The organism is Nostoc sp. (assembly GCF_036916655.1).
In the GTDB taxonomy this organism is placed as follows: Bacteria; Cyanobacteriota; Cyanobacteriia; order Cyanobacteriales; family Nostocaceae; genus Nostoc.
On sequence record NZ_JBALFY010000064.1, the window covers coordinates 184,453 to 197,207 of the forward strand.

Sequence of the window (12,755 nt, forward strand, 5' to 3'; positions counted from 1 at the left end):
TTGCTGTAGTCGAAGATTCCAGCGATCAACTAAGGATACAATCACTATACAGATTTATTAGTGCTATTACTAGCACACAATTGTTATTTTGTAAAGTATTTAACTCAGAATAATTACGAATTATTTCAGAGGAGTCGTTGATGAGTACACAACAGCTAGAGCAAGTAAAGCAATTGCAAGCCATTGTGAACAAGATGGAAGTAACGCTGGGTGCGATCGCTGATGCTGTAGTCTGGGTAGGAGAAGACCGACTCATTCAATGGTGTAATTCTAGCTTTGAGTCTCTGGTAAACCAACCTCACAGCAATGTTTGTGGTGTAAAGTTAACTGACTTACTATCTCTCACACAAGTAGGACAACCAGTTGCTTTACCCTGTTATCCTGATGTACAGGTATTCAAGGGAGAGTATGAAACAACAAATTATCAGTTACAGCAAGATGGGCAGACTTTAACACTACAAATTTCCGGTAGCTGTACTGGATTGACTGGCGATCGCTGTGCAATACTAGTAATTCGGGATATTACACTGACTCAACGAACTCAAGAATCCTTACAAGAAATTGAGGAGCGGTTGCAGACATTAATTAACGCTACACCCGATATTATCTGTTTAAAAGACGGCGAGGGAAAATGGCTGCTGTCAAACCAGGCTAACCTAGAATTTTTAGAGCTACAAGGCGTTGATTATCAAGGCAAAACAGACTCAGAATTAGCAGAATTTAGCAATTTTTATCATGATGCTTTGGTCAACTGCAATCAAACAGATGAACAAGCTTGGCAATTGGGATGTGTGCATCGGGTAGAAGAGGCTGTTCCTCGCCCTGATGGGACACTAAGCAGTTTAGATATGATTAAAGCTCCCCTATTTCACCAAGATGGTAAACGCAAAGCTTTGGTAGTTTTAGGAAGGGATCTGAGTGAACGTAAACAAACTCAAGTAGCTTTAGAAAATTCTCTATCTTTGTTAAGCGCGATCTTTGAATCGATTCAAGATGGTATCTTAGTAGTCGATAGCTCAAGTAATATCACTAGTTATAACCAAAAGTTCTTAGAAATGTGGTCAATTCCACCAGAACTTTTGACAGAACCAGATCATCCTCAGCGACTAGCATATCTGGCAAACCAGCTAAAAGATCCTGATGTTTTTTTGCAACGAGTCCGAGAATTATATTCACAGCCGGAATTAGTTAGTTACGACTGGTTAGAACTAGAAGATGGCAGAGTATTTGAGCGCTACTCTTGTCCTCAGCGCATCGGCGAACAGATAATTGGTAGAGTGTGGAGTTTCCGCGACATCACCCAGCGCCAAAGGGCAGAAGCAGCACTACGACAAAGCGAATTACAATACCGCAGTATTTTTGAAGCAATTAATGATGGACTATTTATTACTGAAATAGAGACTGAAAAAGTCGCCGAAATTAATCCGGCGGCTTGTCAAATGCACGGTTACTCTTATGAAGAATTTCTGAGTTTACATCCATCTGTTTATATTCATCCAGACTCACATTCTGTTTTTCTAGAGTTTGTCGAGAAAACACGAGCCGGTGAGCAATTTTATGGGCAAGCAGTTGATATCTGCAAAGATGGCACTTTAATAGATGTGGAAGTCAAAGGAACAACCTGCATCTACAATGGCAAGCGACACATTTTAGCAATAGTGCGGGATATTACGGCTCGCAAACGCACCGAGGAAGCCTTACGCCAAAGCGAAGCCCAGTACCGCGATTTGGTGCAAACAGCCAACTGTATAATTTTGCGTTGGGATGGCAATGGTGACATCATATTTTTAAATGACTACGGTCAAAGGCTTTTTGGTTTCGATTTAGATGAAATTATCGAACGTAATGTTATTGGCACAATTGTTCCAGAAACCGAAACTTCCGGGCGCGATTTGCAGACATTAATGGTTGATATTTGTCAGCACCCAGAAAACTATCTATTTAACGAAAACGAAAATTTATGTAAAAATGGCGATCGCGTCTGGATAGTCTGGGCGAATAAACCCATTTTAGATGCCCAAGGAAACTTAATCGAAATACTTTCAGTTGGCACTGATGCCACAGAACGCAAACGCGCCGAAGCAGCCCTCCAAGAAAGCGAGTTAAAATTCCGTAGCATTGTTGAAAATGCCAACGATCTGATATTCATCCTCTCGCCAGAGGGAATTTTTACTTATCACTCGCCAAATGTGACTGCACTGATGGGTTACAGCTTGGAAGAAATCGAAGGTCATTCTGTGGTGGAGTTTACCAAACCTGAAGACTTAGCAACTAGTGCCGCCGCTTTACAAAGGGCGATAACTGGTGAAAAACTGACTAATATTGAAGTGCGATTGCGCCATCAAGATGGTGGCTGGCGATGGTTCAACTTTAATACTTCCACTATTAATACTCCCAACGGTGAAATTGCGATCGCCGGTGTAGGACGCGACATTACAGAACGCAAGCAAGCAGAAGAAGCCTTGCGTCGTAGTGAAATGAAATACCGCAACATCTTTGAAAATTCCCAAGTCGGGATTTTTCGCACCTGGCGAAAAGATGGATTGATTATCGATGCAAATCAACGTGGTGCTGAAATATTAGGTTTTACCTCTGCTGCTGACTTAATTGGCAAGTATTTCACAACTGATTTATACGTCAATCCAGAAGATCGGGTGCAAATGTTAGCAGAGTTAGAAGAGTCTGGTGAAGTTCGCAATTTTGAAGTCGCACTGCGACGCTTGGATGGATCTGTTGTTTGGGTACTGTTGTCACTCCGTCTCAACGCAGACGAATCCTGTTTGGATTGCGTCTTTACAGAGATTAGCGATCGCAAACAGCAAGAGCAAGCTTTACGCTTAATTGTTGAGGGTACAGCAGCCAAAACAGGCAATGAATTTTTCAATTCCTGCGTTCGTTACCTTGCTGAAGTATTACAAGTTCAATATGCCTTAGTGACTGAGTTTAATGATGACTCAAGAACGAAGGTCCGCACTTTGGCATTTTGGTCTTGTGGGGCTATTAACGAGAACTTGGAATATGAGTTGCAGGGTACTCCTTGCGAATACACCTTGCAAGGTAAAATGTGTCACTACCCGCAAGCAGTACAAACAACTTTCCCAGAAGATGCCGATTTAGTGAGGATGAATGCCGAAAGCTTTTTTGGCGTTCCTCTCATCAGTTCATCCGGCGAAATCATTGGACATCTAGCAGTGATTGATGTCAAACCAATGAAGACCGATCCGGGACGAGAACTGATTGTGAAAATTTTTGCCGCCCGTGCCGGTGCTGAATTAGAACGGAAACAAGCAGAAGCCGCCTTACAGCAAAGCGAGTTAAAGTTTCGCACTATCGTGGAAAAGGTTAACGATGTGCTGTTTGCGATCACACCTGATGGGGTATTTAACTATATTTCTCCTAATATCTTGAATACCACCGGATATGCCCCCAGCGAAATGGAAGGTAATTCCTTGGCATTATTTACTCATCCTGATGATGTGTCGAAATGTCAAGAAGTCGCCCAAACTATTCTGACAACAGGTGAGGGAATTTCGGGGACTGAATACCGCGCGAAACATCGTAGTCGAGGCTGGGTTTGGCTAACTAGTAACGCAGTCCGCACACAAGATGCCCAGGGTAATTTTCAGATTGTCGGTGTAGCTCGTGATATTAGCGATCGCAAACAAGCAGAAGCAGCCTTGCAACGTCGGACTCAAGCTGAAAGTTTAATCAGCAGCATTTCTCGGCAATTTATTGACCAAGATTTAGCAACAGCAATTAATTTTACACTGCAAGCGATCGCTCAATTTATTGATGCTGAACACAGTTGCATTTTTGAATGTTCCCACGATCAACGTGAATTCAACCTGATCCATGAATGGTTTGGCGAAGGTGTTTCACCATTAATTGATATTGCTAAAGGTTCGCCTATAGAAGTTTTCCCTTATTTTTACGAGCCGATTCTCTGTGGTAAGCATCGACAAATCTCTTCTGTGGAAGATTTACCCCTGCATCTACCTGAGCGACAACTTTTTGAAAGTATGTCGTTTCAGTCTATACTCGCTGTGCCAATGGTTCATGCTGGCAAAGTAGTTGGGTTTGTTGGTGTAGCGATGATTCACTACTCAAAAACCTGGAACCAAGAAGATATTAATCTATTGAAACTGGTAGGTGAAATAATTGCGATCGGTCGAGCTAGACACCAGGCAGAAGAAGCGCTGAGAATTGCCAAAGAAGCCGCCGAAACTGCCAACCGAGCCAAAAGTGCTTTCCTCGCTAACATGAGCCACGAACTGCGTACCCCTTTAAATGCGATTCTGGGTTTTTCCCAATTAATGGAGCGAGACACTAGCCTCAACTCAAATCAGCGTGAATCATTAACTACCATTAATCGCAGTGGAGAACACTTACTCAACTTAATTAACGATGTCTTGGAAATGTCCAAAATTGAAGCTGGACAAATGATTTTCAACCCCGAAGACTTTGACCTATATCTGCTGTTGCAAACATTACAAGAAATGTTCAAAGTGCGGACACAAGCAAAGCAATTGTTTCTCAAATTTGAAATGGCTCCCAACCTCCCGCGCTACATCCAAACAGATGAAGGTAAACTCCGCCAAGTCTTAATCAATCTTTTGGGTAACGCCGTCAAGTTTACTCAGACTGGCGGAGTAACGTTGCGGGTAAGCTTGGGGACTGGGGAGCAGGGGAGCAGGGGAGCAGGGGAGCAGGGGAGCAGGGGAGAAGTTTCAGTAAATCTTTCCCCTCTGCCCCTCTGCCCCTCTGCCCCTCTGCCTCTTGTACCCAATCCCCAATTCCTACACTTTGAAATCCAAGACACTGGACGGGGAATAGCAGCAGAAGAAATGAATAACCTGTTTCAGCCTTTTGTTCAGACAACAAGTGGTATCCAAACTAAGGAAGGAACTGGACTCGGATTGACTATCAGCCGTCAATTTGTGCGGTTGCTGGGAGGCGATATTCACTTGACAAGTAGCCTTGGGCAAGGATCTACTTTTAGTTTTGATATCCAAGTGAATTTAGCCGCAGCTTTGAAAGCTGTACCCAAATTGAATAAAGGACGCGTACTCAAGCTGGCAGCAAACCAGCCATCTTACCGTATTCTCGTAGTTGATGACCGTAAAGAAAACCGCGATCTCATAGTGCAACTTCTTGGTAGTATTGGTTTTGAAATTCAGGCTGCGAATAATGGACAAGAAGCGATCGCTATTTGGCATACCTGGCAACCTCACTTAATTTGGATGGATATGCGAATGCCTGTAATGAATGGCTACGATGCAACCAAAGAGATTAGAGCCAGGGAAAAAAATACAACTACAAATTTCCGCACCGTAATTATTGCCCTAACTGCCAGTGCTTTTGAAGAACAACAGGCAAGCATCTTAGCCGCAGGTTGCGACGACTTGGTTCGTAAGCCATTTCGTGAGCAAGTGATTTTTGAAAAAATCGCTGAATATTTGCAGGTGCGTTATATATATGCAGAAGAGAATAGTGAAAATCCAACAAACAACAACCTAGATAATATTCAATCTTCGATCTTCGATCTTCGCTCTACAATTGCCCTTATGCCTACCCAATGGGTAACAGAACTTAATCAAGCAGCTATTGAAGTCGATGCTGAAAGAATTTTCCAACTAATTGAGCAAATTCCACAAGCTCATTCTGTTTTGGCAGAAAAATTGGCAAATTTAGTCCGTAGCTTCTGCTTTGATGAAATTATCGACCTAACAGAGGAAAATATCCAATTATGAACAGCAAAATTAAATTCTTGACTTTTGCCACCGTAATACTAACAATTTCTTCTCAAACTATCAGCATAGTTGTAGCACAAGCGAAACTAACAAATCAATCAAAGCTGTTTATCAACGGCATCGGCGCAGTACAAATCGGCATGACTGTCCCGCAAGCAACAAAGGCTGCTGGTATTAAACTAGTAGGTGATTCACCCAATAACAATTGCTATTATGTTAAGCCACAAAATGAACCGAAAAATCTTTCGTTCATGGTGACAAAAGGTCGTATTTCTAGAGTAGATGTACGGCAAAATACTCAGATTACAACCCTCAAAGGTGCAAAGATTGGCGACACTGAAGCGCGAATCAAGTCCCTTTACCCAGGACAAATTAAAGTCACACCTCATAAATACGTCCAAAACGGACATTACCTAACTTTCATCCCCAAAGATCGCGCCGATCAGAACTACCGTGTAGTCTTTGAAACTGATGGTAAGCTTGTCACTCAGTTCAGATCGGGTAAATTGCCAGAAGTTGAATATGTTGAAGGCTGTTCTTAATTTAACTATTTCAGTTTTTTAAAGCCAATTAGACAATCTTGAACCCAACGTCTATATAAAACAAGCTGCTGCGCCCCATTTTCAGTAAATAATCTGGTAAATAAAATGGCAAAAGAAATAGAGCGGAAATATTTAGTGAGAGGAGATAGCTGGAGAGAATTAGCTGAAGGTAGTGTATATCGTCAAGGATACATTGCCACACAAGATAAAGCGACTGTACGTATACGTATAGCCGGGGAAAAAAGTTATTTGACCATTAAAGGCCCTAATATTAAATATTCAAGATTAGAGTTTGAGTATCCTATTCCTGTTGAAGATGCTCAAGAAATACTTGAGACATTATGCGAACGTCCCTTTATCGAAAAAATCAGATATAAAATAGAGTCGGGTGGTTTAATTTGGGAAATAGATGAGTTTGATGGTGTTAATAAAGGATTGATATTAGCAGAAGTTGAACTCAGTGATGAACAGCAACAAATTGAACTACCAACCTGGATTGGACAAGAAGTTTCTGATGATTCCAGATATTTCAACAGCAATTTAGTAAAACACCCTTTTTCACAATGGTAACGGCTGAAATATCGAGAACATCCCGATTTTCCAAAAATATCTAAAATGGGTTGACCGAAAACGTAAAGGATACAAGCCCCTGAATTTATTTATGGACAATGAGCATCTTCTGGTTTATCCTGTCAAAACAGTCTTTGTAACCAATCTATGACTGTAATCTTCCTGGAATTCTGCCATCAAGTTTACTAGAACAGATACTCGGATTCGCTCATAAATAACAAGCCGTCGGATGCTTGTTTTAACTGTTCTAGAATTTCTGAATTAGTTTTCATAAGCACTTAATAGAGCTTAGTTTACCGCCGCAGGCAGGCATCGCACATAAAATAGTATCATCTCGCTAGGCATCCACCACACCCGTAAGCCGCATTTATTAACCGAGGCGATGGCGTAACCGCCCACCGCAGGCATCGCCTCATACACTGTGCAAAATATTGGGGTAGCAGGTATTGTATTATCCTTTGTATAATAGAGCCATTATTTTTGAATTTCCTCCAGCCAACCCTAGTAAGGGAAAAAGTTGTTATATGAAACTAATTAAAAAAGTTTTAGCAATCTGTTTTCTATTATTTGGCATTCCCTTTTCTGCTGTGATGATTCTAGAAATTATGAATCCCAGAACTCCCGCTCAAGAAAAACAAAATGATGTGGCTGCTTTAACTATTCTTACTATTCCGTCAACTATTCTAGGAGGTTGGTTGAGTTGGTCTTTAGTGCAACAGAATCAAAAACAACAAGCATTACTTTTTGAATCAGAACAACAGCGTCTTCAGTTCGTGTTCTTAGAATTAATTGAGCAAAATGCTGGCAGAATAACGGTATTGCAACTGGCGAAAAATGCTGGAATATCAACCCAGTTAGCTAAAGAATATTTAGATGAAAAAGCTAAGGAACTTAATGCTGTTTTTGAAGTAAATGAAGAGGGAAATGTTTTGTATCATTTCTCTTGACACACTTTTCGGGACTTAATTATAAATAGAATTACTTATCAAAAGCGAAATTATGATTAAAATTGTCTTTTGGAATGTGATTTGGGGATTTTTGGCTGTACTAATTGCCATACTTGTTTCGGGTACAGTCCAGGCTTGGGCAACAAACCCCAATTTAGATGGCGACTCACAGCCCACACGACTCAAGCTGAATGAGTGTATTGCAGATGTGAAAGAAGTCACGGCTTGGGAGGAGAAAGAAACATTAACAGCAGCTCGTAATATTTGTGAGAAACGCCAGTCACACACCAAACAAAAGGCGCGGTTTTTAGCATCTTTGAAGAAACTACGAGAGCAATATCAAAATTATACAAATCATGGATTTGACAAACAGTTACCCACAGCTATTGCAGATTCATGGACAATTGTAAAAAGTTGCATTGATTTCAAAGAGGGATTTACCTCTCCCCATAATGTAGCTGTGTTGTCAGTACCAGAGGATGTTCGTAGCGGTTGTTACTCGTTAGGTGCTTCTTTGGTAGAATCCGCCCTGTTTAATCAAACGCAGTGAGTAGACGAACGCAAGCCACACTCGGAATTTTGACAATCCTAATGCACCCTTAATGCACCCGTGCTGTGTAGTCGAGGTCAAACTCATATCCGCGTAAAACAATTGGAGAATGGGAGAAAATGATTTATAAAACAACCATCGAAAAGTAAAAACTATGCCAGACTTCAGTAATGAACCGATACCTGAATTAAAAAATCCGAAAGATTTCTTTCATTCTGGTGACTTGACCTTGAGAATTGAGGGAGAAATAGTGCCTGTAGTTGATGTCCATCTAGGGCAACAGCAATCGATTTACTTTGAGCATCATATTTTACTGTGGAAACATCCGAATGTTCGCCTTGGTGTCAAAGGTTTAAAAGGGGCAGCGAAGCGTTTCTTTGCCGGACTGCAAATTTTTATCAGTGAAGCACATGGGCCAGGGAATATTGCTTTCTCTCGTGAGGCTCCAGGACAGATTGTGGTGCTGCAATTAGAGCGTGGACAGACAGTGGATGTGCGCGAACATCAGTTTTTACTCGCTACCAGTAATATTGAGTACAGTTTCTTTTTCCAGCGAGGGTTAGCAAACCTTTTTTTTAGTCGCAGTGGTGGTTTATTTATTGACCGCTTCATTGGTCAGCAACAGGGAGGGCTGCTTTTAATCCACGGTTACGGTAATGTCTTTGAAAAGTACCTTGCTCCTGGGGAAGTACTCGATGTTGAGCCAGGAGCATGGTTATGGAAAGACTCATCAGTGAAGATGGAGACAGTAACAGCGCTGCAATCTAGTGGCGGCATCTTCGGAGCAATTGGAGTAATGCTTGGCGGTATTTCATTCACTCTCAACCGTTTTATTGGCCCTGGTCGTTTGGGGTTACAATCTATGACTTACCACCCACCAGCATCAGAGGGAGCAGCCCAAGTAGGTGGCAGCAGTAATTTGAGTTAAAGTAGCAGCAATTAAACCAAAAACTATTAACTAATCTGGTTCAATTTCAGCAATTAAATTCTGAAGGGATTCACGCGCTTCTAACAAAGTTAAATAGCGGAAGTTTTCAAAGAGGTAAACAAAATAAATGAATAAGATGGGATTGGTAGTTGCAGCAGTTGTTATCATGTCACCTTTGACCTTAGCTGTAAACAATGTGCAAGCTGTGAACGAGCAAATAAAAGCAACTAAAAGTAATCAACCAGAACAGTCTGTGCAAAAAACTTTTACAAGCCTCATAAATGCTATTGAACAAAACAACTACACTCAGTTTATATCTCAAGGAAATGCTGCTTTCAAAGAAGGTATTACAAAACAAACATTTACACAAGTTAGTGGACAGTTAGCTCCTCGCATCAAAAAAGGGTATTCAGCGGTTTTCTTGGCAAATCTGAAGCAGCAAGGATATCAAGTTTATTTATGGAAACTGACATTTTTTGATGGTGGTGATGATGTCTTAGCTAGACTTAGCCTCAAAGATGGAAAAATAGGTGGATTTTGGCTGAATTAGGCGATCGCTGTTTGGTGTAACTTTGACTCTAAGAATTTTTTAAGGGCGATCGCCCTTAAGGCAACTTGTAAACGTTGTCGCAAATAAAACAATAGCGCCTACCTATATTTAGGTAAGCGCTATTGTTTTATTTCAATTCAGGGAGAAAATATAGTGAAATGAGTTCCCTGCATTTTTACTATTAATTAATTCCAATTTGATTGATTACAAAGCACTGCGATTAGTTAACGCGTTCCACAAGAAGACTGCAACAATTGCACCAAGAACTGCTACCGCGATACCAGGAATGCTAAGAGTTGAAGCTGCTAGAGTAAAGGTTCCTGTATTGAAAAATACACCCAGACTGCCACCAACAAAAGCACCGATAATTCCTAATAAGATTGTTCCTAGAATTCCGCCGCCTTGATGACCGGGGTAGATAGCCTTTGCAATAGCACCAGCAATTAGACCTAAAACAATCCAAGCAAGAATATTCATTGTTTTAATTTGAGCAACGTTTTGTACTGACAAATACACAATACCAATCCCAACATTGACATTCCATCTACCAACAGAACCAATTATTAATAGCCTTGAGGATGAACGCTGTTACTTCTTGTGATATACCCCCTAATTGAGATGGATAATAAATAAAAAGCTCCTAGTGATCATCTATTTCCTAATTTCACTTTTTCCTCCCTCAACCGCTAGATACGCCCTTTTCAGGGGAGCCACTGCGTTGGGCGGGCAATGCCAGATTAAACAAGCACAAAGTTGTTTTCGGTTAGTGTAACACCACCTAAAATCTGTGCAAATTTTATCTGAGTAAACCCAGATGCACTACCATCTTGGTCAAAATACAGTCCACCTGTACTTAAGTCATAGATAAATCGCTGATTGCTTGTCGTTGCAGATATTCCGATGGTAAACTGATTCGCTGAGAGTAAACCTGGTGATAACCCGCCACCAAAACCAGCAGCCGATACCTCAATCAATTCATTAGTGGCGTTGAAGTCATAAAGACTATCAATACCTTCATTGAAACTATTGAAAGCAAAGGTATCAATACCATTCCCTCCATAAAGGGTATCATTAGCGTTGCCGCCTATGAGGATATCGTTACCATTCCCTCCATAAAGGGTGTTCTTGCCTAATGCACCAGAGGCGGAGAGAGTATCATTGCCATCGCCACCATTCAGTAGATTATTGCCTGATGAACTGTCAGTACTCAAGTTATCATCACCAGCGCCACCATCGAGGAGGTTATCGCCTGTTGAATAGTCAACATTTAAGGTATCGTTACCAGCGCCACCGTTGAGAGTATTCTTTCCAGAGGCAGCGAAGAATCCTCCGTAGTAGTCAAAAGAGCCGGAGGCTGTGAGAGAATCATTGTCATCCCCACCATTAAGTAGATTATTGCCTGTTGAAAAGTTAATATTAAAGGTATCGTTACCAGCACCACCGTTGAGGGTGTTATTGCCTAAAGAGGAAACAATGCCGTATCTGGTAGTATTGCCAGAGGCAAATAAATAATCATTGCCATCGCCACCATTGAGTAGGTTATCGCCTTTTGAAGCTTCAACATCTAAAGTATCGCTACCAACGCCACCAGAGAGTAAGTTATTGCCTGTTGAATAGTTAGCAGTCAAGTAATCATTACCAACTCCACCGTTAAGAGTATTATTGCCTGAGGCATCAAAGTAACTGAAGTAATCGAAGCCAGAGAGGACAAGAGAATCATTGCCATCGTCACCATTGAGTAGGTTATTGCCTGTTGAATAATCAATATTCAAGGAATCATTACCAGCACCACCATTGAGGGTGTTATTGCCTGAGGTGGTAGCGGCACTTAGAGAATCATTGCCATCGCCACCATCGAGCAGGTTATCGCCTGATGAATAATCAACATTCAAGCGATCGTTATCAGTACCACCAAACAGGAAATTATTGCCTTCACCATCTTTGAGGGTGTCATTCCCCGCACCACCGATGAGAGTATCATTCCCCGCACCACCTCTCAGGATGTCGTTGCCACTTAAGCCTTTAATGATGTCATCACCCCCCTGACCATTGATGACATCATCTGAGTTGTCAAAGCCGTTAACATTATTGTTTAGGTCGTTAAGGAAGGTGACTGTATTCAAGTTGAAGATAGTGCTTTGGGTGGAGTTGGCATTGAAGACATCAAAGCTATCTGTGATGCTAGTTTGCCCATAAAACAGGATATTGCCGGAGTTGACAGTGGCTCCTGTAGATGAGCTTAGATTATCCAGGTTTTCCAGAGCAAAGTTTTGCAGAATAACTGGGGCACTACTGACTTCTTCAAAGGTGATTTCCAGATTGCTGCCATTCTGGGTGAGCAGCAAATTTTGAGCAGTGAAGCCATATTCTTGGAATTTTAGGGTGTCCACTTCGGCAATGATTGCTGCTGACGGGTTTGTTCCTTTACCTACGCCACCAAAATCGGTGATGATATTAGTGTCGTTACTACCGTAGTTGAAAATAAATTTATCATTGCCGCCTCCACCAGTCAAAGTGTCTTTGCCAAAGGAGTTTGTGATGGTGTCGTTGCCTGCAAGACCGTTAATCGTGTCGGACTCGTAAGTGCCTACTAGAGAATCGTTGCCGTTGCTTCCAATGATATTTGCCATGACTTTTACCTAAAATCGATTTTTTGGTAACTTCAGTTCTCAATCTGCTGTTTGTGCTGTTTTTTAACACAAATAACTCACCGGAATTTGAGGTTTTAGACGGATTTTTTAAGCGCAATCACTCGTTGCGTACAGATTACTTATGACCGCAACACCAGTGCTGCTATCCGCGATCTCAAAACTTCGCTTAGACAAGACTTTCTTCCTCAATAACCGACCTAGCCCTAACTCTTCATTCGCCATCTTGAGTTCACTCTTCTTCATCAATATTTAAACGCCAAAAGCGCA

Annotated in this window: 10 protein-coding genes; 7 read left to right on the forward strand and 3 right to left on the reverse strand. The window is 41.5% G+C overall.

Features of this window, described 5'->3' with window-relative positions:
* The first annotated feature begins 140 nt into the window (after positions 1–140).
* From V7L31_RS16250 to V7L31_RS16260, 3 genes are all read left to right on the forward strand, one after another.
* The gene (locus V7L31_RS16250) at positions 141–5,750 is read left to right on the forward strand and encodes a PAS domain S-box protein (RefSeq protein WP_334697183.1); all 5,610 of its coding nucleotides are present in this window, start codon (positions 141–143) and stop codon (positions 5,748–5,750) included.
* Entirely contained in the window at positions 5,747–6,292 is a 546-nt protein-coding gene (locus tag V7L31_RS16255) for a hypothetical protein (RefSeq protein WP_334697184.1), read from the forward strand. The genes V7L31_RS16250 and V7L31_RS16255 overlap by 4 nt, the downstream gene beginning before the upstream one ends.
* 105 nt (positions 6,293–6,397) lie before the next feature.
* The gene (locus V7L31_RS16260; RefSeq protein WP_334697185.1) at positions 6,398–6,862 is read left to right on the forward strand and encodes a CYTH domain-containing protein; all 465 of its coding nucleotides are present in this window, start codon (positions 6,398–6,400) and stop codon (positions 6,860–6,862) included.
* Positions 6,863–7,047: 185 nt separating this feature from the next.
* On the opposite strand, the gene V7L31_RS32650 is transcribed toward V7L31_RS16260, so the two are convergent.
* Positions 7,048–7,134, reverse strand: a complete 87-nt coding sequence (locus tag V7L31_RS32650; protein ID WP_442944437.1) for a nuclease A inhibitor family protein — start codon at positions 7,132–7,134, stop codon at positions 7,048–7,050.
* A gap of 252 nt (positions 7,135–7,386) precedes the next feature.
* Here V7L31_RS32650 and V7L31_RS16265 point away from each other — a divergent pair, with 252 nt between their 5' ends.
* The 4 genes from V7L31_RS16265 to V7L31_RS16280 all read left to right on the forward strand — a co-directional run bounded on the left by V7L31_RS16265 (position 7,387) and on the right by V7L31_RS16280 (position 9,837).
* Positions 7,387–7,809 (forward strand): hypothetical protein, encoded by a 423-nt coding sequence (locus V7L31_RS16265; RefSeq protein ID WP_334697186.1) that lies wholly within the window; start codon positions 7,387–7,389, stop codon positions 7,807–7,809.
* A gap of 52 nt (positions 7,810–7,861) precedes the next feature.
* Positions 7,862–8,359, forward strand: a complete 498-nt coding sequence (locus V7L31_RS16270; RefSeq protein WP_334697187.1) for a hypothetical protein — start codon at positions 7,862–7,864, stop codon at positions 8,357–8,359.
* Between the two features lie 154 nt (positions 8,360–8,513).
* Complete coding sequence (locus V7L31_RS16275; protein WP_334697188.1) at positions 8,514–9,287, forward strand: AIM24 family protein; 774 nt, start codon at positions 8,514–8,516, stop codon at positions 9,285–9,287.
* 127 nt (positions 9,288–9,414) lie between these two features.
* Positions 9,415–9,837: a hypothetical protein gene (locus V7L31_RS16280; protein WP_334697189.1), complete on the forward strand. Its 423-nt coding sequence runs from the start codon at positions 9,415–9,417 to the stop codon at positions 9,835–9,837.
* 204 nt (positions 9,838–10,041) lie between these two features.
* On the opposite strand, the gene V7L31_RS16285 is transcribed toward V7L31_RS16280, so the two are convergent.
* The gene (locus tag V7L31_RS16285; protein ID WP_334697190.1) at positions 10,042–10,314 is read right to left on the reverse strand and encodes a GlsB/YeaQ/YmgE family stress response membrane protein; all 273 of its coding nucleotides are present in this window, start codon (positions 10,312–10,314) and stop codon (positions 10,042–10,044) included.
* 260 nt (positions 10,315–10,574) lie between these two features.
* On the reverse strand, positions 10,575–12,467 hold the full coding sequence (locus V7L31_RS16290; protein WP_334697191.1) for a beta strand repeat-containing protein: 1,893 nt from the start codon (positions 12,465–12,467) through the stop codon (positions 10,575–10,577).
* Positions 12,468–12,755 lie beyond the last annotated feature (288 nt).